The sequence below is a fragment of the Klebsiella sp. GFKo11 genome (assembly GCF_056490265.1).
In genome coordinates this window covers 4,350,691-4,371,432 of record NZ_CM151369.1, presented here as the reverse complement: position 1 = coordinate 4,371,432, position 20,742 = coordinate 4,350,691, and the positions used below count along the sequence as shown (strand labels likewise).

The following is a 20,742-nucleotide window of genomic DNA, read 5'->3' as shown; positions in this document are numbered from 1 at the left end:
TGATGATGTTTAATCATGTTTTCGCGGTTCTGGTCTGGCTGGTTGCGGGAGGTGTGTTTGCTGCGCAACCGCACAGCGACGTTCGCATCGCTTCACCGTGGCCTGCGCAGAATACCATCATTACCATGCTGGGCTATGGCGATAACATCGTCGGTACGTCGATGGTCGCCAAAAAGATCCCGTTGTTTCGTCAGAGTTTGCCGCGCATTGATGATGTTGCTGCTGTAAGCGTGAATAGTGGCCATGAACTTGATCCTGAGCAGATTATTTCATTAGGTACCCAACTGCTGTTTGTGCCGCAATCGATGACCGTGCCGAAGCAAGCGCTGCTTGAGCAGGCAGGCGTGCGGGTTTTGGCTTTTGAGGCTAACTCAATGCCGGCTCTGACCTCAAGGATTCAAAAAACGGCAGATGTGCTGGGGCCTGATGCTCAGGAAAAAGCGAAACACTACCAGCACTATTTTGAGCAGAATGTAGCGCTGGTGAAAGAGCGCCTGAAAGATGTGCCGCCAAATGAGCGCGTTGCGGTGTATCACAGTATGGGAAACCCGCTGACCACAACCGGAAAACCATCGCTTAACCAGGACTGGATGGAGCTTGCTGGCGCAAGGAACATTGCTGAAAACTGGTTTACGAATAAACCGAATCGTGCCGGGGAAGTGCCGCTTGAGCGAATTGTTGCGGCGAATCCAGCAGTTATCGTGGCGATGAATAAGCGCGATGCTGATACGATTATGACCTCTCCTCAGTGGTCACAGGTTGATGCTGTACTCAACCATCGTGTTTACGTGAATCCGAAAGGGATGTTTTGGTGGAGTAGAGAGACCAGCGAGGAGGCCATGCAGTTCCTCTGGTTGGCTAAAATGCTCTACCCCCAGCGCTTTACCGATGTGGATATGGATCTGGAAACGCGTCTTTTTTATCAGCAATTCTTTGGCATAACGCTCAATGATGCGCAGATTAACGATGTGCTCAACCCGCCGAAATAGGCCGACCTCGAAGGATTGTTATGTCGCAACCTACTGATGAGAGGTCGTTAGAGTCGATTAGCCGTCGCTATCGCCTGATCGTACGCAAACGGCTACTGTTGGCGCTAGGGATAGCGCTGGCAATTATCGTGTCGCTGCTGCTGGACTTTACATTTGGTCCGGCAGGCTTGTCTCTTACTGAACTCTGGCAAAGCCTTTTGCATCCGGCGAGCGTCAGTCCTGGGACGCGGATTATTGTCTGGCAGATCCGTTTGCCTTATGCGCTGATGGCGCTGTTAGTGGGTATGGCGCTTGGTCTGGCGGGTGCTGAAATGCAAACTATCCTGAATAACCCGCTGGCCAGCCCATTCACTCTTGGGGTGTCATCCGCGGCGGCATTCGGCGCAGCGTTAGCCATTATATTGGGGATTAGCATTCCTGGAGTGCCGTCATCGTGGGCTATTCCGGCGAATGCGTTTGTTTTTGCCTTATTGTCCGCACTGCTGCTGGATGGGATTACCCGCTGGACCCGCGTCGCCACCTCCGGGGTGGTGCTGTTTGGTATTGCACTGGTTTTTACCTTCAATGCCCTGGTGTCGATGATGCAGTTTATTGCCGATGAAGACACCTTGCAGGGACTGGTGTTCTGGACGATGGGCAGCCTGGCGCGAGCATCATGGGAAAAATTGCTCACCCTGGCGCTGGCGTTTGTTATGGTCATGATGTGGTCAATGCGTAGCGCCTGGCAGCTTACGGCGCTGCGTCTCGGGGAAGATCGGGCTATGAGCTTTGGCATTGATGTACGCCGCCTGCGTTTATCTTCGTTGCTGCGTATTAGCTTACTGTCGGCGCTATCGGTTGCGTTTGTCGGTCCTATCGGTTTTATCGGGCTTGTAGCGCCGCATATTGCGCGCATGCTATTTGGTGAAGACCATCGCTTTTTTCTACCCGGTAGCGTGTTGACCGGTGGGCTGGTGCTTTCACTGGCTTCTATTGCGTCTAAGAATATTTTCCCTGGCATTATTATTCCCGTCGGGATCGTTACCTCGTTAGTTGGCGTACCGTTTTTCCTGAGCATTATTGTGCGCCATCGCGGGAGTATGTCATGAGCGGCTTGAGCCTTCGGGGAATCAACGCCGGGTACCTTAAAAGACCGGTGATCCGCAATCTGAATATTTCAGAACTCCCTTGCGGAAAAATTACCGTTCTTTTGGGGCCAAATGGCTGCGGGAAATCGACTTTGCTACGTTCATTGGCCGGGCTGAACAAAGCGTATGGCGAAGTGCTATTGGCAGGAGAAAACCTGCTGTCGCTATCTTTTGCCGAACGCGCAAAGAAAGTGGTGTTTTTACCGCAGTCGCTGCCGCAGGGCGTCCACCTACAGGTACTGGAATCAATTGTTGTTGCTCAGCGCGCATCGGGTGATCGGGAGCCTCGCCACAGAGAAGCACAGGCTCTGACATTGCTGGATCAGCTTGGTATTGCTCATTTATCGTTGCGCTTTCTTGACCAACTTTCCGGCGGCCAGCGGCAGCTGGTAGGGCTTGCGCAATCGCTCATCCGCCACCCGCAGCTGTTATTACTGGATGAGCCTCTTAGCGCACTCGATCTGAATTATCAATTTCACGTGATGGATTTAATCGCGAGGGAGACCCGCGCACGAAATATGGTCACGCTGGTTGTGGTGCATGATATCAACATCGCTTTGCAGCATGGCGAACATGTTCTGATGCTTAAAGAAGGGGAGCTGGTGGCAAGCGGTGCGCCGGAGGCGGTGATTACAACTGAAAATTTGGCGGAAGTGTTCAATGTGCAAAGTCGAGTTGAGCGCTGTTCTCAGGGAAGGTCACAAGTGATTCTGGACGGGGTTATCAGGGTATAGAAGCTACCGGATAGCTTGAGCTATCCGGTAAATTAATTACTTCGCTTTACCCTGGTTCGCAACGGCAGCGGCTTTCGCGGCGATTTCGTCGGCGTTACCCAGATAGTAATGTTTGATAGGTTTGAAGTTTTCGTCAAACTCATACACCAGCGGTACGCCAGTCGGGATGTTCAGTTCGAGGATCTCGGCTTCGCCCATGTTGTCGAGGTACTTCACCAGTGCACGCAGGGAGTTACCATGAGCGGCGATAATTACGCGCTCACCGCTTTTCAGACGCGGCAGAATGGTTTCGTTCCAGTAAGGCACAACGCGGTCGATAGTCAGCGCCAGGCTTTCGGTAGTTGGCAGTTCTGCATCGGTCAGTTTTGCGTAACGCGGATCGTGGCCCGGATAGCGCTCATCGTCTTTGGTCAGCTCCGGCGGCGTTACCGCAAAGCCACGACGCCACTGCTTAACCTGCTCGTCACCGTATTTTTCAGCGGTTTCTGCTTTGTTCAGACCCTGCAGCGCACCGTAATGACGCTCGTTCAGTTTCCAGGATTTCTCAACCGGCAGCCAGGCCTGATCCAGCTCATCCAGTACGTTCCACAGGGTGTGGATGGCACGTTTCAGCACAGAGGTATAAGCAAAATCGAAGCTGAAGCCTTCTTCTTTCAGCAGCTTACCGGCTGCTTTTGCTTCACCAACGCCTTTTTCAGACAGGTCAACGTCATACCAACCGGTGAAACGGTTTTCGTTGTTCCATTGGCTTTCGCCGTGACGAACGAGTACCAGCTTAGTTACAGCCATTCTCTTACTCCTCAATACACGTCATCCTTCGCGCCGCCTCATTGTTGGCTGCTTTCACTCACCCTGGTCACATAGTTAACTATGCTCCCAGAGATTCGTTCATTTGCCGCCTTGATGCGACCCGAATGCTGTAGTGTATATATTTATTGATTGATAACTATTCTCATTATATTGCTGTGATTTACCTCACGGCAATGCTTATCCCTAACCATAGCGAAAATAGTGGCTCAGTGTAAGATGCTTGTAAAATTGAGGTTATGTTTTTGTCTGTAAGTGGCGTATTTTTCAGCGAAAGGATAAAAAAAGCCCTCCATCAGGAGGGCTTAGGATTATTTCGCAATAAACTGATATTCCGTCAGGCTGACGTACTCTTCGCCGGGGCGTAGAACGCAATCCGGCTGCGGCCATTCCGGATGGTTCGGCGAATCCGGCAGGAACTCGCTCTCCAGCGCCAGACCTTGCCAGTCATCGTACGGTTGCGCCGTACGTGACGGCGTGCCGCCCAGATAGTTGCCGGAGTAGAATTGCAGGGCCGGAGCGGAGGTATAGACCGTCATCTGCAGTTTTTCATCCTGCGACCAGACGTGAGCCGCCGGGCTGTTGGCATCGCCCAGCGCCTGAAGCAGGAACGCGTGGTCGTAGCCTTTCACTTTTTGCTGGTCTTCGTCGCGCAGGAAATCATCTGCCAGCACCTTCGGCGTGCGGAAATCGAAGCTGGTCAGAGTAACGTTTTGCAGATCGCCCCCCGGAATGCCATCGCTCTCTACCGGCAAATAAACATCAGCGAAAATCTGCAGCCTGTGGTTGCGCACGTCGCTCTGCACGCCATCGAGGTTGAAATAGACGTGGTTGGTCAGATTCACCGGGCAGGGCTGGTCAACGGTGGCGCGATATTCGATGGAGATCCGATTATCGTCGGTCAGGCGATAGTGCGCCGTTGCCGTCAGATTACCGGGGAATCCCTGATCGCCATCGTTAGACGAGAGCGAAAACAGCGCGTGGTGATCATCAGCACTGACAATCTGCCAGCGGCGCTTATCAAAGCCATCTGGCCCGCCGTGCAGCTGATGGCCCGCTTCATTGGACGGGGTCAGATTGACGATACGACCATCCAGCGAAAAGCGGCTATTGGCGATGCGGTTGGCATAACGGCCTACAGAGGCACCGAGATAGGCGGCCTGGCGAGTATAGTCGCCAGGGGTCGCGCAGCCGAGCAGCGCTTCGCGCACGCTGCCGTCAGCAAGAGTCACCTGTGCGGAGAGCAGCGTGGCGCCCCAATCCATGACGGTGACCGTCATCCCCGCGTCGTTACGCAGGGTGAGGAGATTCCACGGCTGGCCGTCTGGCGCCAGCTCCGTTGTTTGGTTTAGCATTGTCCAGCTCCTTGAGACGGTTTGCACACGTAGAACGTTTCTTTGATACCGGTTTTTGCTTCGTACTCTTTGGCAACGGCCTGCTGCACGGTATCGACCAGATCTTCCGGGATCAGCGCCACAATACAGCCGCCGAAACCGCCGCCGGTCATACGTACGCCGCCTTTGTCGCCGATGGTCGCCTTGACGATGTCCACCAGGGTATCGATCTGCGGAACGGTGATTTCAAAATCATCGCGCATTGAGGCGTGAGATTCCGCCATCAGTTCGCCCATCCGCTGCAGATCGCCTTTTTCCAGCGCTACTGCGGCTTCTACGGTACGGGCGTTTTCGGTCAGGACGTGGCGAACGCGTTTGGCGACGACCGGATCAAGCTCGTGGGCAACGGCGCTGAACTCTTCAAGGGTCACATCGCGCAGAGTGGGCTGCTGGAAGAAGCGAGCGCCGGTTTCGCACTGTTCGCGGCGCGTGTTGTATTCGCTGCCGACCAGGGTACGTTTAAAGTTACTGTTGATAATCACCACCGCGACGCCTTTCGGCATCGAGACTGCTTTAGTCCCTAAGGAGCGGCAGTCGATCAGAAGAGCGTGGTCTTTTTTACCCAGTGCGGAGATGAGCTGGTCCATGATGCCGCAGTTGCAGCCAACAAACTGGTTTTCCGCTTCCTGACCGTTCAGCGCAATCTGCGCGCCGTCGAGCGCCAGGTGATAAAGCTGCTGGAACACGGTGCCGACGGCAACTTCCAGTGAAGCCGAGGAGCTTAATCCTGCGCCCTGCGGTACGTTGCCGCTGATAACCAGGTCCGCGCCGCCGAAGTTGTTATTCCGCTGCTGGAGATGCTTCACCACGCCGCGAACATAGTTCGACCACTGCTGGGTATCGTGGCGGGTAATCTGCGAATCCAGAGAGAATTCATCGGTCTGATTGTCGTAATCGGCGGCAATCACCCGCACGGTACGATCGTCGCGCGGCGAGCAACTGATGACCGTCTGGTAATCAATTGCGCAAGGCAGCACGAATCCATCGTTATAGTCGGTATGTTCGCCGATCAGGTTAACGCGGCCAGGGGCCTGGATAATGTGGCTGGCTGGATAGCCAAACTTTTCAGCAAACAGGGCTTGGGTTTTCTCTTTCAGACTCATGGTTATACTCCGGATTCGCGAAAATGGACGTCGCTCACAGCGCGCAGACGTTCAGCAGCCTGCTCGGCCGTCAGATCACGCTGGGTTTCAGCCAGCATTTCATAGCCGACCATAAATTTGCGCACTGTGGCGGAGCGCAGCAGCGGCGGATAAAAATGTGCATGCAGCTGCCAGTGATTATTCTCTTCATCGTTAAACGGCGCGCCGTGCCAGCCCATAGAGTAGGGGAATGAGCACTGGAACAGGTTGTCGTAACGGCTGGTCAGCTTTTTCAACGCCAGCGCAAGATCGCTGCGCTGGTCGTCGGTTAAATCGGTCAGACGCTGGATGTGCGCTTTTGGCAGCAGCAGCGTCTCGAAAGGCCACGCAGCCCAGTAGGGGACCACGGCGAGCCAGTGTTCGGTCTCGACGATAGTACGGCTACCGTCGGCTAATTCACGCTGTACGTAATCCACCAGCATCGGCACGCCGTGCTCGGTGAAGTACGCTTTTTGCAGACGATCTTCGCGTTCCGCTTCATTCGGCAGGAAGCTGTTTGCCCACACCTGGCCATGCGGGTGCGGGTTGGAACAGCCCATCGCCGCACCTTTGTTTTCAAAGACCTGGACCCATGGATAGGTTTTTCCGAGGTCCGCAGTCTGTTCCTGCCACGTTTTAACCACGCCTTCCAGCGCTTCAACGCTCAGTTCCGGCAGCGTTTTGCTGTGGTCTGGCGAAAAGCAGATGACCCGGCTGGTGCCGCGGGCGCTCTGACAGCGCATCAGCGGGTCGTCGCTTTTCGGGGCATCAGGGGTATCGGTCATCAAAGCCGCAAAGTCATTGGTAAAAACAAACGTACCGGTGTAGTTCGGGTTGGTGTCACCGGTGACGCGGGTATTACCCGGGCACAGGAAGCAGTCCGGATCGTGCGCGGGCAACGTTTGCTTTGCCGGCGTTTCCTGCGCCCCCTGCCAGGGGCGCTTGGCGCGATGCGGAGAAACCAGAATCCACTGCCCGGTTAACGGGTTATAACGACGATGTGGATGGTCGACGGGGTTAAATACGCTCATGAAGGTTCCTTAGTCTGGATAACCCTGCGGATGACGGGACTGCCAGTGCCAGGTGTCCTGCGCCATTTCGTCAAGGTTGCGCGTCACGCGCCAGTTCAGATCGCGATCGGCCTTTTCAGCGTCCGCCCAGTAGGCCGGGAGGTCGCCGTCGCGGCGTGGCGCGAAGTGGTAGTTAATCGGTTTACCGCAGGCTTTGCTGAAGGCATTGACCACGTCAAGTACGCTGCTGCCGACGCCTGCGCCAAGGTTGTAGATATGCACACCCGCTTTATCAGCCAGTTTTTCCATTGCCGCGACGTGGCCGTCGGCAAGGTCCATCACGTGAATGTAGTCACGTACGCCGGTGCCGTCTTCGGTCGGGTAATCGTTGCCAAAGACCGCCAGCGATTCGCGACGACCTACAGCAACCTGCGCGATATACGGCATCAGATTGTTCGGGATGCCCTGCGGGTCTTCACCCATGTCGCCCGACGGATGCGCGCCAACCGGGTTGAAGTAGCGCAGCAGGGCGATGCTCCAATCAGGTTGTGCTTTTTGCAGGTCCGTCAAGATCTGCTCAACCATCAGCTTACTTTTGCCGTACGGGCTTTGCGGAGTGCCGGTCGGGAAGCTTTCAACATAAGGGATCTTCGGCTGATCGCCGTAAACGGTAGCGGAAGAGCTGAAAATAAAGTTTTTCACGCCAGCAGCACGCATGGCGGAAACTAATTTCAGTGTGCCGGTTACGTTATTGTCGTAATATTCCAGCGGCTTAGCGACGGACTCTCCGACGGCTTTCAAACCGGCGAAATGGATCACGGCTTCAATCGCGTGATCGTGAAGAATCTCCGTCATCAGCGCTTCATTACGAATATCGCCTTCGACAAAGGTGGCATTTTTCCCGCCGAGACGTTCAATGATTGGCAATACGCTGCGCTTACTGTTGCAGAGATTGTCGAGAATAATCACCTCATGCCCCTGCAGTAGCAGTTGAACGCAGGTATGACTTCCAATGTAACCGCTACCACCTGTAACCAGTACTTTCATGATTCGCTCCAATAGGCTTATCGTGTGAGAAGAAGATAGCATACCAAAGATGGGAAAAGTGTGACACAGGCCAAATTGGTGGAATCGTTTACACTAAAATTATCAATGCGCACACTGAAGATTTTATTGTTTTAAAACAGGGGAATGATGTGGCGTATTGATCTTTTTCCGAAAAAAAACAGGGATCCGCAGACCCCTGAATCAGGTCAATTTGTCAGCGGTCCCACTTCGTAAGTGTAACCGTCTCCACTGCTGACAAACGCCAGACGGTGGGTAATACAGTCCGGGGCATCCTCGGCATGGTGAGAAACAAACAGCAGTTGAGTTGCCCCTTCGCTAATCAGCACATCGATAAAACGGCGCACCAGCTGGCGGTTGAGCGGGTCTAGCCCCTGTAGCGGTTCATCAAGGATCAGCAGGGTAGGGTGTTTGACCAGCGCGCGGACGATCAGCGCCAGCCGCTGCTGTCCCCAGGAGAGACTATGAAACGGCGCATCGGCAGTGCGCTTGTCGATCCCGAGGATATCCAGCCAGTTTTGCACCAGCTTGTGCTGCTTGTCAGAAACGGCCTGATAGATACCAATCGAGTCGAAATAGCCTGAGAGAATCACGTTACGCACGTTGGTACTGACGCGGTATTCAAGGTGCAGGCTGCTGCTGACGTAACCAATATGCTTCTTAATATCCCAGATGGTTTCCCCGCTGCCGCGACGGCGGCCAAACAGCGTCAGGTCGTTGCTGTACCCCTGCGGATGATCGCCGGTCACCAGGCTGAGCAGCGTGGATTTACCGGCACCGTTGGGGCCAACTATCTGCCAGTGTTCTCCGGGGTTTACCGTCCAGCTCAGGTGGTTAATGATCGGCCGATCGTTATAAGAGACCATGCCGTCGTTAAGTACAATGCGCGGTGCGTTATCCTCCAGCGCGTGACGTGCCGCCGGAGCATCCGGTTCCGGCAGGGTCATGCCGTCAAGTTTTTCGCTATGCGCCAACTGGGCAATCAGCGCTTGTTGCAGCAAGGCCTGCTTTTCGCCAGTTTCGCTCAGCACGCAATCCGCCAGCACACCGGCAAACTGCACGAACGCCGGGATCTCATCAAAACGATTAAGTACCAATACCAGAGTGATACCTTCACCGTTTAGCGTCGCCAGTAGCTCGGCTAACTGCTGGCGCGATGCTACGTCGAGTCCGTCGAACGGCTCATCAAGAATGAGCAGATCCGGGTTGCCCATTAGCGCCTGACACAGCAGCGTTTTGCGCGTTTCACCAGTGGAGAGGTATTTAAAGCGGCGCTGGAGTAGGCTGGTGATACCAAACTGTTCGGCAAGGCGGGCACAGCGGGATGAATCTTTAAACTCATCCTGGATGATTTCCGCGGTGGTGCGTCCGGTGTCTTCTTCACCGGGGCTAAGCAAATCGGTGTTGTTGCGCTGCCACTCATCGCTGACCAGCTTTTGCAACTGTTCAAAAGAGAGGCGGGTGATGCGCGAAAACGTGCTCTCGCGCTGGCCGCTAAGCAGCGTTAGCTCGCCGGACAGCGCCCGGGCGAGGGCAGATTTCCCGCTGCCGTTGCTGCCGACGAAGGCCCAGCTTTCGCCAGCCTGCACGCTGAGGTGCTCAATATTTAACGTTTTTGTGTCGCTCAGGCGAAACATGCCTTGCGAAATTTGCAATGATGACATTGTGTATCCCACTTTTTGCAGCAATTTGCTTCAGGGATACGTCTTCACGGCCGGAATGTCAATGCCGTTAGCACAACGTGGCGAGAATGATGCGATCGGCATTGAAATAGGCTATCGCTTCCGCCCCTTCCGTCAGATCGCGTGTCTCCTCCACCGGCAGGGTGGCGCAAAGGCTCTGACCATCCGGGAGCGCCATCAGTACTTCGCTCTGCTCCGGCCCGCGCTCAATATGACTGATGCGCCCGGCCAGTTGGTTATCGGCCTGCTGGGCCAGCGTGCGATCCTGAGTGATACCGACCCATGGTGCTTTCAGCAGCACCAGCACTTCCTGACCCTCATCAAGGCCCAGACGCTCGGCGCTTTGCGCGGTAATGGCGACTTTAAAGCGGGTTTGTCCGTCGGCCAGTAGCACGTCAACATGCTGCTGCACTTGCTGGTGGTCGCGCCCGGTAATGGTGCCAAACCACTGGTTGCGCGCGCTGGTCTGGAGAGAAAAGCGAGAAATCGCCGCCAGCAGGCTGTCGAGGGGGAGAGCGTCATCATCACTCAGGACATCAAACGCTTTCTGCTGAATCTGCGCTAACAGGTCGTAAAGCTGAATCAGCCGCTGCCCGTAGCGGGTGAGGACCGCGCCGCCACCGCCTTTGCCGCCGGTAGCGCGATCGACCAGGGTTTGCTCGCTCAGCTGATTCATTTCATTAATGGCATCCCAGGCGCTTTTATAGCTGATGCCGGCGTTTTTTGCCCCCTGACTAATGGAGCCGGTCTGGTCAATCTGCTTCAGCAGGGCGATACGGCGGGGATCGGCGAACAGGCGCTGCTGTAATTTTAGGGTAAGAAGAATTTCGGCCTGCATAATCATATCCTGTTGAAAAAGGGTATTGTGACCGATAGCGGTTATCTTGCAAGATGCATCTGCGGCGAATGTCTGCCAGGCATCGCACAAATCGGGCGTGTTTTTCCGGCCGAAACGGTTACAATTAAACATTCGTATTTTCTGGAGCCAACCATGTTAGAGCTATTGAAAAGTCTGGTGTTTGCCGTTGTGATGGTCCCCGTGGTGATGGCTATCATCCTCGGGCTGATCTACGGTCTGGGCGAAGTGTTTAACCTCTTCTCCGGAGCAGGCCATAAAGACAACAGGCCGCAAAACCACTGATTCCCGCGCCCGGTTCTACCGGGCGTTTTTATTTGTCCCCTCAATTGATCCGCCTCTAATTACCCCTAATTTGCTCTGGGAAAACCCCAACCTTATCGCTATATTATCTCCTACATAACGCACTCACAGGAGTTTCAGATGGCAGGTCAATGGTTACGCTTTTTTGCCGGAGCAACGTTAACGCTCTGTGTTGCAGGTCACGCGCTGGCGGAAGACGGTAAAATTACCGTGTTTGCAGCGGCATCGCTGACTAACGCAATGCAGGATATCGCTAAAGAGTATAAGAAAGAGAAGAACGTTGATGTTGTTTCTTCGTTTGCTTCTTCATCGACTTTGGCACGACAGATTGAAGCGGGTGCGCCTGCAGATCTGTTTATCTCTGCTGACCAAAAATGGATGGACTACGCGGTTGAGAAAAAGAGCATTGATACGGCGACACGCGCCACTCTGCTGGGCAATAGCCTGGTGGTCGTTGCGCCAAAAGCCAGCGCTCAGGGCGATATCACCATCAATGATAAAACCGACTGGACCAGCCTGCTGAAAGGGGGGCGTCTGGCGGTTGGCGATCCGGAGCATGTGCCTGCGGGCATCTATGCCAAAGAAGCGCTGCAAAAACTGGGTGCCTGGGAAACCCTGTCACCGAAGCTGGCTCCGGCGGAAGATGTTCGCGGTGCGCTGGCGCTGGTCGAGCGTAGTGAAGCCCCACTGGGTATCGTCTACGGTTCTGATGCCGTTGCCAGTAAGGGTGTAAAAGTTGTCGGTACCTTCCCGGAAGATTCCCACAAGAAAGTGGAATATCCGCTGGCTATCGTTGATGGACATAAAAATGCGACGGTTAGCGCATTTTATGACTATCTGAAAGGACCGGAAGCTTCGGCCATCTTTAAACGTTACGGATTTACTACCCACTAATGTTCTTAAGCGATCCCGAATGGCAGGCGGTACTGCTGAGCCTGAAAGTTTCATCCCTGGCGGTGGTGTTCAGCTTACCTTTTGGGATCTTTTTTTCCTGGCTGCTGGTTCGACGGGATTTCCCCGGCAAAGCGCTACTCGATAGCATCCTCCACCTGCCGCTGGTATTGCCGCCGGTGGTGGTGGGCTATCTGTTATTGATTGCCATGGGACGGCGTGGTTTTATCGGCAGCTGGCTTTATGACTGGTTTGGTCTGAGCTTTGCCTTTAGCTGGCGCGGCGCGGTGCTGGCGGCGGCGGTGATGTCTTTTCCACTGATGGTGCGGGCTATTCGCCTGGCGCTGGAAGGGGTCGATATTAAGCTGGAGCAGGCGGCACGCACGCTTGGCGCGGGCCGCTGGCGGGTGTTTTTCACCATTACCCTACCTTTAACGCTTCCGGGAATTATTGTTGGTACCGTGCTGGCCTTCGCCCGTTCGCTGGGCGAATTTGGCGCGACCATTACCTTTGTTTCTAATATTCCTGGTGAAACTCGCACCATTCCCTCGGCTATGTATACTCTGATTCAGACCCCCGGCGGCGAAGGTGCGGCAGCACGGCTGTGTTTGATTTCGATTGTGCTGGCGCTGATATCGCTGCTGATTTCTGAATGGCTGGCCCGGCTTAGCCGCAAACGGATGGGGAAATAATCATGCTTGAGCTCGATTTCACCCAGACGCTGGGCACCCACTGTTTGCAGATCTGCGAGACGCTCCCCGCCAGCGGCATTACGGCGGTTTTCGGCGTATCCGGCGCCGGGAAAACTTCGCTGATTAACGCCATCAGCGGCCTGACGCGCCCGCAGCAGGGGCGTATTGTGCTTAACGGCAGAGTGCTTAATGATGTCGAAAAGCGTATCTGTCTGGCGCCGGAAAAACGGCGCATTGGCTATGTCTTTCAGGATGCGCGCCTGTTTCCGCACTACAAGGTGCGCGGCAATCTGAAGTACGGCATGGCGAAGAGTATGGCCGACCAGTTTGATAAGCTGGTGGATCTGCTCGGTATTGCGCCGCTGCTCGATCGCCTGCCGGGAGGGCTCTCCGGTGGGGAAAAACAACGAGTGGCGATTGGTCGGGCATTACTCACCGCCCCCGAACTGTTGCTGCTGGATGAACCGCTGGCGTCGCTGGATATTCCACGTAAACGCGAGCTGCTGCCCTATCTGCAACGTCTGGCGCGAGAGATTAACATCCCGATGCTCTACGTCAGCCATTCATTGGATGAGATTCAGCATCTGGCGGATAAAGTGCTGGTGCTGGAAGAAGGGAAAGTGAAAGCTTTTGGTGACCTGGAAGCGGTGTGGAGCAGCAGCATAATGCACCCTTGGCTACCGCAGGATCAGCAAAGCACCATTCTCAATGTGACCATTGCCGCTCAGCATCCACAGTATGCGATGACCGCTCTGGCGCTCGGCGACCAGCAGATATGGGTCAATCAGCTCGACAGGCCGCAGGGTGAAGCGGCGCGGATTCGCATTCAGGCTTCGGATGTGTCACTGGTCCTGCAGCCAGGGCAGCAAACCAGCATCCGTAATATTTTGCCCGCACAGGTGATGCAGTGCATCGAAAGTAACGGTCAGGTTGAGGTCAGGCTTGAGATTAGCGGTCGTACGCTGTGGGCGCGTATCAGCCCCTGGGCCCGTGATGACCTGGGCATAACCCCAGGCCAGCAGCTGTACGCGCAAATTAAAAGCGTGTCGATCGCCGCCTGATTACAGCAGATGGCGGTTGATGTAGTCGGCGATGCTGGTGGTTTCGTTTTCACCAATCACCACGTTGGCGCGCGCTTTGACGTCATCGACCGCGTTGCCCATCGCCACGCCAGTACCGGCGGCTTCCAGCATGCTCAGATCGTTGTAGTTATCGCCAAAAGCGATCACGTCCTGCATCGACAAGCCCTGTGCCGCCACCCACTGCGCAAGGCGTTTGCCTTTGCTGTTGCCTTCGCGGGCGATATCAACCTGATCGTGCCATGACCATTCACATTCCAGACCCAGCGTCTGACCAACATGCTGGGCAAAGCGCTGTAGCTTAGCGGTATCTTCATCGGTCAGCGCGAATTTCCATACGGCCTTAACTTCGCGGGCTGCCTGCGCCAGCGAGTTGACCTGAGTGAATACCGGACGCTGTTCGACCGGCAGAGATTGCGCCCAGTTGGCGGTGCGCACGACGTGTCCGGTCGGCTGTTCGTAAAGCATGGCGTCATCAACGTACATCAGGCCGTGGATATCATGCTCGTTCAGCATATCCGTCAGGCTCAGGGCTTTGTCGACTGGCATCGGATCGGATTCCAGAACCTTTTTTGCATGATAATCATACAAATAAGTGCCATTACAACAAATTGCAGGTGTATCCAGAGCCAGTGCCTGATAAAAAGGATGGATAGCGACGTGATGTCGGCCGGTGACGACGATCACCTGGTATCCCGCGTCTCTGGCGCGAGCCAGTGCGTCGAGCGAGGCGGGAAGGATTGTTTTTTTTCCGGTCAGTAGGGTGCCGTCTAAATCCAGGGCAATCACGCGTGAGGTCATGTGTTGTTTCCGGTTAATGGTGAAAAGTGAGCAGGCTATGATGGTACACCGCTGTGCCATTCGGGCAAACTTTTCAGCATCTACCGCTAAAAGAGTCGATACACTTGATCCTTCTGGCTGCTGCGAGGCAACCTGAATCATGTAGTGTATGCGTATTGTGTTTTTCAGCGCGTCGTTAGTCTGAAAAATGAAATTTCCACGAGCAGTGAGGAAAGGAGTATTCATGAAACAAACCGTTTATACCGCCAGTCCGGAAAGCCAGCAGATCCACGTCTGGAATCTGGACGTTGAGGGGAAACTGACGCTGGTGCAGGTTGTTGACGCCCCAGGTCAGGTGCAGCCGATGGTGGTGAGCCCGAACAAAGAGTATCTCTACGTCGGCGTGCGTCCGGAGTTTCGCGTACTGGCTTACCGCATTGCCCCCGATAATGGCGCTCTGACCTTTGCCGGCGAAGCCGCGCTGCCGGGTAGCCCGACGCATATTTCTACCGATCATCAGGGACGCTTTGTCTTTAGCGCCTCTTATAATTCGGGCTGCGTAAGCGTCACGCCGCTGACCGATGGCCTGCCGGGTGAAACGGTGAGCGTTATTGAAGGTCTGGAAGGGTGCCACTCGGCAAATATCTCCCCGGATAACCGCACCTTATGGGTTCCGGCGCTGAAGCAGGATCGTATCTGCCTGTTTACCCTGAGTGATGATGGTTTCCTCGTTGCGCAGGAACCGGCTGAAGTGACCACCGTTGAAGGCGCGGGTCCGCGTCATATGGTGTTCCATCCGAACCAGCAGTACGGTTACTGCGTCAATGAGCTTAATAGCTCTGTTGACGTCTGGGAGCTGAAAGATCCGTACGGCAAAATCGAGTGCGTGCAGACGCTGGACATGATGCCTTCTGATTTCACCGGTGTTCGCTGGGCGGCGGATATCCATCTCACCCCGGATGGTCGTCACCTCTACGCCTGCGATCGTACCGCCAGCATTATCACCATCTTCAGCGTCTCCGAAGACGGCAGCGTGTTGTCCATTGAAGGCTATCAGCCAACCGAAGCACAACCGCGTGGCTTTAACCTCGATCACAGCGGTAAATACCTGATTGCTGCTGGTCAGAAATCGCATCATGTCGCGGTGTATGAAATCGAAGGTGAGCAGGGCCTGTTGCAAGAAAAAGGGCGCTATGCCGTCGGCCAGGGTCCTATGTGGGTAGTGGTTAACGCATACTAAGGCTGTGGGTTATGACTGAAAACCTCGCCCAGGCGAGGTTTTTTATGCCAGATGCAACGGCTATTTTACCCGCATCCGATATTCAATCATGCCGCTTTTATCCGCCACCCAGTTATACAGACGCTGGCCGCGAAGGTTGGTTTCATGGGTGTGCCAGTACAGGCTGGCAGCGTGGCGTTTGCGCGCCTGCTGCTGAACATATTCAATCAACTGTTTGCCGATATGCTTGCCCCGAACCTCTGGGTTAACGAACAGGTCTTCCAGATAGCAGTAGTCGCTTTCGGCCCAGGTAGTGCGATGGAACAGGTAATGCACCAGCCCAACTATCGCTCCTTCATGCTTTGCTACGGCGCAAAACATCGGTTCAATGGGATTTAAAAAACGGCTCCAGGTTAATTGCGTCACGGCTTCCGGGATATCGACGCGGTAAAATACCTGGTAGCTTTTCCACAGCGGCAACCACTGGGCAAAGTCGCTCTCGGTCGCGGGTTCGATGGTGATTTGAGATAAATTCATAGTGGTCCTTATTTTTTAAAAATGGGTGTTTTGTCCTCACTGAGCGCCATGTTAGAAGTTCTTATGGTTCCTAAAAAGTGACACTTTCTATATATTTGTAGGATCCACTTTTACCTTCAAGATATCCCTCATAGCTATGGCAAAACCAGTTGCACCTCTCTTTCAGGACCTGTTATTACAACGCGGGATCATCAAAGATCAGGTTTATCACGCCCTGCGTAACGCTATCCTTGACGGTCGTTTGACGGCGGGTTCAAAAGTCCCCTCAAGCCGTGCGCTGGCTGAGATGATGGCGATCTCCAGGAACTCGGTTATCTCGGGTTTCGATCGCCTGATGGATGAGGGGTATCTGGTGACGCGCAAGGGCGCGGGCACATTTGTCTGCCAACATATCCCGGATAACTTCATAAGCGAGCATTATTCACCAGCGGCGCCTGAAGCGGCGGCATCTGCTATCGGGCAGCTCAACCCCGATATCTCGGCATTGATACCCTCATGGTCCGAAAGCCAGGAGAGTGGGGGGATGAACCGGGTTTTTGCGGTGGGTATCGGCTGTACCGATCTCTTTCCTCACGCTTTATGGGGACGATTGCTGGGGCGCGTCTGGCGACAGTCGCATCGTGAACTGGGAATGCACACCACGCCTTACGGATATCTACCGTTGCGACGAGCCATCAGTCACTATATTCAGGCGACTCGTGGGGTAAATTGTCATGAAGATCAAATTATTATCGTCAATGGTATTCAACAGGCGCTGACGATCACCACTCAGGCATTGCTGGTACCTGGTGATGAGGTTTGGCTGGATGACCCTGGATACAACGGCGCTCGCGGTGCATTCGCCGCCAGAGGTGTCTCCGTCCGGCCTGTTCGTGTTGATAGCGATGGCATGGATATTCAGGATGGAATATTGCACTACCCAGGGGCGAAACTGGTCTATACCGCGCCCTCGCATCAGTTTCCGCTCAGCGGAACTCTCAGCCTGCCGAGAAGGCTTGCCTTACTGGAATGGGCAGAAGCCCATCGGGCCTGGATTTTCGAAGATGACTACAACAGTGAGTTTCGCTACGCCGCCCGTTCATTACAGGCTTTGCAGGGGCTAGATAAACATCAGCGGGTTATCTATTCCGGGACATTCTCTAAGATGATGTACCCGGAATTTCGCCTTGGTTTTTTGGTGGTGCCTGAGCATTTACGCGAACAGTTTGCCATCACCAAGTATTACACCGATCTTAGTAGCGGCTATCTGGAACAGGCGGTTCTGGCGCGTTTTCTCAGTGAGGGGCACTACGCCAGCCATGTTCGTCGTATCCGCAAAGCCTGTTTTGAGCGCAAAAGTGCGCCGGAGGCGGCGATTGAGCACTATTTTCCTGGACGTATGGCGGTTCATCCGACGGACTCGGGCGTTCATTTAGTCTGCTGGCTGCTGAATGGTATAAAAGCCAAAGAGTTGGAAGACAAGGCTCGTCGGATAGGCTTAGGTGTACAGACCTTTGAGCGATACTGTCAGCGGGCGATGGCGAGAGAGGGGATTTTATTCGGTTTTGCCAACCATCCGCCGGAGGTCCTGGTCGATGGCGTCAGGCGTCTGGCTGCGGTGCTTTAGCGCGTGGTGATGTGTTTTTATATTCAGCCTTATAAAAAGGCTGATTAAATATTGCATATATTTATTTAATATCCGTCTCCTGTTGTGGATTTTATTCCTGGCAACAGGAGCCGAATTTTAGGCGGAATTATACTACAGGCGGGTTTTATTTCTATCCTCAGGTCCTGTTTAACCGTTATTCCACCTATTAACAATAGCGGACTTCCTTGTTTCATTAATTCCTGTTGCTATCTTAGATATCATCCATGGTATAACTTACGACGATTTCCAGCGTCTTACGGATAACATCTGCGGTCACCACATCGCTGGTCGTCTCAAGGGCATTAATTAACCAGAATATAATAGCCTTATTACTGAGATGCCCTTCAGTGGCAAGGATACTACTAATGGCCAGGGACATCACTGCAGATTCATCGATCAGCCTGTCGCCTGCATTGCGGAAATATTCAGAGAGTGCGGTATCGTTCAGGCCTGCGTAGATATCTGATTGCTGATGCATAGTCTGTCTCATCATATTCTCAACTTTGTTAATTAAAGAATCGACCATTAATGGTCAGTGCATTTTACCTGTACCAGATTGCGAAGATGAACCCAATAAAGCATTTGGGTCATCCCAATAATTTTTCGCACCTGAAGTACCCAGAGACTTTTTCTTACCTCGAAGAGCTACCATATTATTGATTTCATCAATAATATGCCCAATTGTATCTCGCCGTTTTTTATCCGTTTCACCGACCTGCATCGACTGGAGTTTATTTACCAGAGCCAGAGTATTGATCGGCCCCTTTTTTTTGAGTAGAGAGAGGACAGCCTCTCCAATCAGTACATCTGTTAAGTGTTCAATCTCACCACTATTCATAACTGTATCTCTGATTACCGTCGTCTCCATAACTGGAGATTTGGTTTGAAGTCGATGCGCTGATTAAGTATTGGCATCATCCGTGAAACCAGACTCTTCAGTGTCGACTTAATTCACCAGATTACTGCTGGCACGCTTAATCTTGTCGCTCAAAGAGCAAGCCGATTAATGTTTGATAGTGGTTCTCTTCTTCAGGTTGAGAAGCAACTTCAAGGCGACTCAGTAACTTGGTACACAGAGATTTACGATTCAGATTTCGGCCTTCATAAAGGATATCCATCACGATTTGTCCCAGCGTTTCCTGCTGTGAAGGCAAAGAGGCTTTATTGAAATAATGGGCAATAGCGCTAGCTGTGTCAGGAATATAACTATTCTGCTGCATATGTGCTCCTGTCAGTTCAATCATCAGTTAAGTTGCTATTAAAGTTATACAATGATCGGTAACTTGTACACAAAAAATGAAATAAAAATGTTAGTTTTTTGATTTTTTGATATAGCTAATTGATTTATATATATTTTTAATTTTACCCTCACAGAGCGCATACTATCTGGGGGATGTGCATTCTGTACAGGTGTTGGCTGGAGAAGAAGGTCAATCAAAAGAACGGTTTAATGTGAAATATTTGTTAATATATTTGTCTTTTTTACAGGACGCAGGACATCGGATCTGCTACTGTAATATCTCAATATCTTTTCTCTCTCCTGTCGGGAATTTCATGCTCACTACCATCATTTATCGCAGTCATATCTGCGACAACGTGTCAGTTAAATCGCTCGAAAGCATGGTTGCTGAAGCAAATGTAAAAAATAGCCAGATGGACGTGTCCGGGATTTTACTTTTTAACGGCACTCATTTTTTTCAGCTATTAGAAGGACCTGAAGAGAAGGTTCTGGAAATTTATCGTCATATCTGTGGGGACTCGCGCCACCATAATCTTGTTGAACTGCTTAGCGATCATGGTCCGACGCGTAGATTTGGCAACATTGGTATGGAGCTCTTTGATTTACGAGAGTATGACCGCGATGACGTTCTGCAAATGGTGTTGGATAAAGGGACCACTAAATATCAGCTAACTTACGATGACCGGGCTCTCCACTTTTTTCGTACCTTCGTGGAAGCGACGGAAAAGGATAATTATTACGAAATTCCCGCGCCGGAAAGCTGGGGCTTTGTAACGGATAGCACAGCTTTTTATCCTGAAGTCCCGTTCGCACAGGCCGAGTGCAGTTTTGCTTTTCAGCCAGTGATCGACCCGTTTGCTAAAGAAGTTGTTTCCGTTGAGGCGTTGCTGCGCACCGCCTGCGGTGGATCGCCAGAGGTTTATTTTGATGGACTCTCGCGAGAGGATATTTATAAGGCGGACCTCCACAGTAAGCGGGTGGCGTTTGCCATGGCGGGACGTTTGCGTCTGCGTGGATGCACGTTGTCTATTAATCTCTTACCAATGACTTTGGTGAATGTTCCCGGCGCTGTTGAGTTTCTTTTAGATGAAATCAAGGCGAATGGTTTGATTTCAGAGCAGATTATTGTTGAGTTCACCGAGAGTGAAGCTATCTCACGTATTGATGAATTCACTGATTCTATTCGTAAGCTCAAGTCCGCGGGTATTCGCGTCGCTATCGATCACTTTGGTGCCGGGTATGCCGGGCTTTTGTTACTGGCTCAGTTTCAGCCGGATCGCATAAAGATCAATCGTCAACTGGTCAAAGATATCCATAAGCACGGGCCAAGGCAGGCTATAGTGCAGGCCATTATTAAATGCTGTAACTCGCTGGAAATTGCCGTCTCGGCGGTAGGAATCGAGCGACCAGAAGAGTGGATGTGGCTCGAGTCGGCGGGAATCGCGCATTTTCAGGGTAATTTGTTTGCCAGTCCGTGTTTGGGCGGAATTCCTGCGGTCGCATGGCCCGAAAAAAAATCATCCTGGGAAATTCTTTAAAATTTGCTGGTACCCATAGTCTGAAAACGCCAGATAAATCATTCATACTTC

Annotated in this window: 22 protein-coding genes; 10 read left to right on the top strand and 12 right to left on the bottom strand. The window is 53.0% G+C overall.

Annotated elements, in window-relative coordinates; translation table 11 throughout:
* The first annotated feature begins 2 nt into the window (after nt 1–2).
* From AC07P6_RS21180 to AC07P6_RS21170, 3 genes are read left to right on the top strand one after another with little or no spacing between them, the layout of a single operon-like run.
* On the top strand, nt 3–989 hold the full coding sequence (locus AC07P6_RS21180; protein WP_478314538.1) for an ABC transporter substrate-binding protein: 987 nt from the start codon (nt 3–5) through the stop codon (nt 987–989).
* 20 nt (nt 990–1,009) lie between these two features.
* Nucleotides 1,010–2,077 carry a FecCD family ABC transporter permease gene (locus tag AC07P6_RS21175; RefSeq protein ID WP_478314537.1) on the top strand — a complete coding sequence of 356 codons (1,068 nt, stop codon included), beginning with the start codon at nt 1,010–1,012 and terminating at the stop codon, nt 2,075–2,077.
* Nucleotides 2,074–2,850 (top strand): ABC transporter ATP-binding protein, encoded by a 777-nt coding sequence (locus AC07P6_RS21170; RefSeq protein WP_478314535.1) that lies wholly within the window; start codon nt 2,074–2,076, stop codon nt 2,848–2,850. The genes AC07P6_RS21175 and AC07P6_RS21170 overlap by 4 nt, the downstream gene beginning before the upstream one ends.
* 36 nt (nt 2,851–2,886) lie before the next feature.
* Here AC07P6_RS21170 and gpmA read toward each other — a convergent pair whose 3' ends face one another.
* The 7 genes from gpmA to modE all read right to left on the bottom strand — a co-directional run bounded on the left by gpmA (nt 2,887) and on the right by modE (nt 10,767).
* The gene (gene gpmA, locus AC07P6_RS21165; RefSeq protein WP_004100351.1) at nt 2,887–3,639 is read right to left on the bottom strand and encodes a 2,3-diphosphoglycerate-dependent phosphoglycerate mutase; all 753 of its coding nucleotides are present in this window, start codon (nt 3,637–3,639) and stop codon (nt 2,887–2,889) included.
* A 329-nt stretch (nt 3,640–3,968) separates the two neighbouring features.
* Nucleotides 3,969–5,012, bottom strand: a complete 1,044-nt coding sequence (gene galM / locus AC07P6_RS21160; RefSeq protein ID WP_478314533.1) for a galactose-1-epimerase — start codon at nt 5,010–5,012, stop codon at nt 3,969–3,971.
* Nucleotides 5,006–6,154, bottom strand: coding sequence for a galactokinase (galK, locus tag AC07P6_RS21155; protein WP_478314532.1), 1,149 nt, complete (start codon nt 6,152–6,154; stop codon nt 5,006–5,008). The genes galM and galK overlap by 7 nt, the downstream gene beginning before the upstream one ends.
* Nucleotides 6,155–6,156: 2 nt before the next feature.
* Nucleotides 6,157–7,203 carry a galactose-1-phosphate uridylyltransferase gene (galT, locus tag AC07P6_RS21150; RefSeq protein WP_478314530.1) on the bottom strand — a complete coding sequence of 349 codons (1,047 nt, stop codon included), beginning with the start codon at nt 7,201–7,203 and terminating at the stop codon, nt 6,157–6,159.
* Nucleotides 7,204–7,212: 9 nt separating this feature from the next.
* On the bottom strand, nt 7,213–8,229 hold the full coding sequence (gene galE, locus AC07P6_RS21145) for a UDP-glucose 4-epimerase GalE (protein WP_181482981.1): 1,017 nt from the start codon (nt 8,227–8,229) through the stop codon (nt 7,213–7,215).
* Between the two features lie 206 nt (nt 8,230–8,435).
* The gene (gene modF / locus AC07P6_RS21140) at nt 8,436–9,911 is read right to left on the bottom strand and encodes a molybdate ABC transporter ATP-binding protein ModF (RefSeq protein WP_478314529.1); all 1,476 of its coding nucleotides are present in this window, start codon (nt 9,909–9,911) and stop codon (nt 8,436–8,438) included.
* Nucleotides 9,912–9,978: 67 nt separating this feature from the next.
* Nucleotides 9,979–10,767: a molybdenum-dependent transcriptional regulator gene (gene modE / locus AC07P6_RS21135; RefSeq protein ID WP_478314527.1), complete on the bottom strand. Its 789-nt coding sequence runs from the start codon at nt 10,765–10,767 to the stop codon at nt 9,979–9,981.
* Between the two features lie 153 nt (nt 10,768–10,920).
* On the opposite strand from modE, the gene AC07P6_RS21130 reads away from it, so the two are divergent.
* The 4 genes from AC07P6_RS21130 (at nt 10,921) to modC (ending at nt 13,732) form a co-directional block, all read left to right on the top strand.
* Nucleotides 10,921–11,070 (top strand): AcrZ family multidrug efflux pump-associated protein, encoded by a 150-nt coding sequence (locus tag AC07P6_RS21130; RefSeq protein ID WP_110276804.1) that lies wholly within the window; start codon nt 10,921–10,923, stop codon nt 11,068–11,070.
* Nucleotides 11,071–11,208: 138 nt separating this feature from the next.
* A complete protein-coding gene (gene modA / locus AC07P6_RS21125) occupies nt 11,209–11,982 on the top strand; it encodes a molybdate ABC transporter substrate-binding protein (RefSeq protein WP_287856179.1) in 774 nt (257 codons plus the stop codon).
* On the top strand, nt 11,982–12,671 hold the full coding sequence (gene modB / locus AC07P6_RS21120; protein ID WP_182237297.1) for a molybdate ABC transporter permease subunit: 690 nt from the start codon (nt 11,982–11,984) through the stop codon (nt 12,669–12,671). The genes modA and modB overlap by 1 nt, the downstream gene beginning before the upstream one ends.
* 2 nt (nt 12,672–12,673) lie before the next feature.
* The gene (gene modC, locus AC07P6_RS21115) at nt 12,674–13,732 is read left to right on the top strand and encodes a molybdenum ABC transporter ATP-binding protein ModC (protein WP_478314525.1); all 1,059 of its coding nucleotides are present in this window, start codon (nt 12,674–12,676) and stop codon (nt 13,730–13,732) included.
* Here modC and AC07P6_RS21110 read toward each other — a convergent pair whose 3' ends face one another.
* The gene (locus tag AC07P6_RS21110) at nt 13,733–14,551 is read right to left on the bottom strand and encodes a pyridoxal phosphatase (protein WP_304257135.1); all 819 of its coding nucleotides are present in this window, start codon (nt 14,549–14,551) and stop codon (nt 13,733–13,735) included. It lies immediately after the preceding gene.
* 223 nt (nt 14,552–14,774) lie between these two features.
* Between AC07P6_RS21110 and pgl the strand changes: the two genes are divergently transcribed.
* Nucleotides 14,775–15,770 (top strand): 6-phosphogluconolactonase, encoded by a 996-nt coding sequence (gene pgl / locus AC07P6_RS21105; RefSeq protein ID WP_478314523.1) that lies wholly within the window; start codon nt 14,775–14,777, stop codon nt 15,768–15,770.
* A gap of 60 nt (nt 15,771–15,830) precedes the next feature.
* Here pgl and AC07P6_RS21100 read toward each other — a convergent pair whose 3' ends face one another.
* Nucleotides 15,831–16,286, bottom strand: a complete 456-nt coding sequence (locus tag AC07P6_RS21100) for a GNAT family N-acetyltransferase (RefSeq protein WP_181482963.1) — start codon at nt 16,284–16,286, stop codon at nt 15,831–15,833.
* A gap of 136 nt (nt 16,287–16,422) precedes the next feature.
* On the opposite strand from AC07P6_RS21100, the gene pdxR reads away from it, so the two are divergent.
* Nucleotides 16,423–17,892, top strand: a complete 1,470-nt coding sequence (gene pdxR / locus AC07P6_RS21095) for a MocR-like pyridoxine biosynthesis transcription factor PdxR (RefSeq protein ID WP_478314521.1) — start codon at nt 16,423–16,425, stop codon at nt 17,890–17,892.
* Between the two features lie 232 nt (nt 17,893–18,124).
* Here the strand turns inward: pdxR and AC07P6_RS21090 are convergent, their stop codons facing one another.
* The 3 genes from AC07P6_RS21090 to ycgZ all read right to left on the bottom strand — a co-directional run bounded on the left by AC07P6_RS21090 (nt 18,125) and on the right by ycgZ (nt 19,133).
* On the bottom strand, nt 18,125–18,391 hold the full coding sequence (locus tag AC07P6_RS21090; RefSeq protein ID WP_110276842.1) for a biofilm development regulator YmgB/AriR family protein: 267 nt from the start codon (nt 18,389–18,391) through the stop codon (nt 18,125–18,127).
* Between the two features lie 54 nt (nt 18,392–18,445).
* On the bottom strand, nt 18,446–18,751 hold the full coding sequence (locus tag AC07P6_RS21085; RefSeq protein ID WP_478314519.1) for a hypothetical protein: 306 nt from the start codon (nt 18,749–18,751) through the stop codon (nt 18,446–18,448).
* 136 nt (nt 18,752–18,887) lie between these two features.
* Nucleotides 18,888–19,133: a regulatory protein YcgZ gene (gene ycgZ, locus AC07P6_RS21080; RefSeq protein WP_181482960.1), complete on the bottom strand. Its 246-nt coding sequence runs from the start codon at nt 19,131–19,133 to the stop codon at nt 18,888–18,890.
* A gap of 334 nt (nt 19,134–19,467) precedes the next feature.
* Between ycgZ and AC07P6_RS21075 the strand changes: the two genes are divergently transcribed.
* Entirely contained in the window at nt 19,468–20,691 is a 1,224-nt protein-coding gene (locus AC07P6_RS21075) for a diguanylate phosphodiesterase (protein ID WP_478314517.1), read from the top strand.
* The last annotated feature ends 51 nt before the right edge of the window (nt 20,692–20,742 follow it).

Excerpts from the sequence above, each read along its gene's own strand:
- galM (WP_478314533.1), bottom strand. The coding sequence starts at position 5,012 with ATGCTAAACCAAACAACGGAGCTGGCGCCAGACGGCCAGCCGTGGAAT.
- galE (WP_181482981.1), bottom strand. The coding sequence starts at position 8,229 with ATGAAAGTACTGGTTACAGGTGGTAGCGGTTACATTGGAAGTCATACC.
- pdxR (WP_478314521.1), top strand. The coding sequence starts at position 16,423 with ATGGCAAAACCAGTTGCACCTCTCTTTCAGGACCTGTTATTACAACGC.
- modC (WP_478314525.1), top strand. The coding sequence starts at position 12,674 with ATGCTTGAGCTCGATTTCACCCAGACGCTGGGCACCCACTGTTTGCAG.
- AC07P6_RS21175 (WP_478314537.1), top strand. The coding sequence starts at position 1,010 with ATGTCGCAACCTACTGATGAGAGGTCGTTAGAGTCGATTAGCCGTCGC.
- galK (WP_478314532.1), bottom strand. The coding sequence starts at position 6,154 with ATGAGTCTGAAAGAGAAAACCCAAGCCCTGTTTGCTGAAAAGTTTGGC.
- galT (WP_478314530.1), bottom strand. The coding sequence starts at position 7,203 with ATGAGCGTATTTAACCCCGTCGACCATCCACATCGTCGTTATAACCCG.
- AC07P6_RS21100 (WP_181482963.1), bottom strand. The coding sequence starts at position 16,286 with ATGAATTTATCTCAAATCACCATCGAACCCGCGACCGAGAGCGACTTT.
- AC07P6_RS21090 (WP_110276842.1), bottom strand. The coding sequence starts at position 18,391 with ATGCATCAGCAATCAGATATCTACGCAGGCCTGAACGATACCGCACTC.
- AC07P6_RS21130 (WP_110276804.1), top strand. The coding sequence starts at position 10,921 with ATGTTAGAGCTATTGAAAAGTCTGGTGTTTGCCGTTGTGATGGTCCCC.
- AC07P6_RS21170 (WP_478314535.1), top strand. The coding sequence starts at position 2,074 with ATGAGCGGCTTGAGCCTTCGGGGAATCAACGCCGGGTACCTTAAAAGA.
- AC07P6_RS21180 (WP_478314538.1), top strand. The coding sequence starts at position 3 with ATGATGTTTAATCATGTTTTCGCGGTTCTGGTCTGGCTGGTTGCGGGA.
- modE (WP_478314527.1), bottom strand. The coding sequence starts at position 10,767 with ATGCAGGCCGAAATTCTTCTTACCCTAAAATTACAGCAGCGCCTGTTC.
- AC07P6_RS21085 (WP_478314519.1), bottom strand. The coding sequence starts at position 18,751 with ATGAATAGTGGTGAGATTGAACACTTAACAGATGTACTGATTGGAGAG.
- AC07P6_RS21075 (WP_478314517.1), top strand. The coding sequence starts at position 19,468 with ATGCTCACTACCATCATTTATCGCAGTCATATCTGCGACAACGTGTCA.
- modA (WP_287856179.1), top strand. The coding sequence starts at position 11,209 with ATGGCAGGTCAATGGTTACGCTTTTTTGCCGGAGCAACGTTAACGCTC.
- ycgZ (WP_181482960.1), bottom strand. The coding sequence starts at position 19,133 with ATGCAGCAGAATAGTTATATTCCTGACACAGCTAGCGCTATTGCCCAT.
- AC07P6_RS21110 (WP_304257135.1), bottom strand. The coding sequence starts at position 14,551 with ATGACCTCACGCGTGATTGCCCTGGATTTAGACGGCACCCTACTGACC.
- gpmA (WP_004100351.1), bottom strand. The coding sequence starts at position 3,639 with ATGGCTGTAACTAAGCTGGTACTCGTTCGTCACGGCGAAAGCCAATGG.
- pgl (WP_478314523.1), top strand. The coding sequence starts at position 14,775 with ATGAAACAAACCGTTTATACCGCCAGTCCGGAAAGCCAGCAGATCCAC.
- modF (WP_478314529.1), bottom strand. The coding sequence starts at position 9,911 with ATGTCATCATTGCAAATTTCGCAAGGCATGTTTCGCCTGAGCGACACA.
- modB (WP_182237297.1), top strand. The coding sequence starts at position 11,982 with ATGTTCTTAAGCGATCCCGAATGGCAGGCGGTACTGCTGAGCCTGAAA.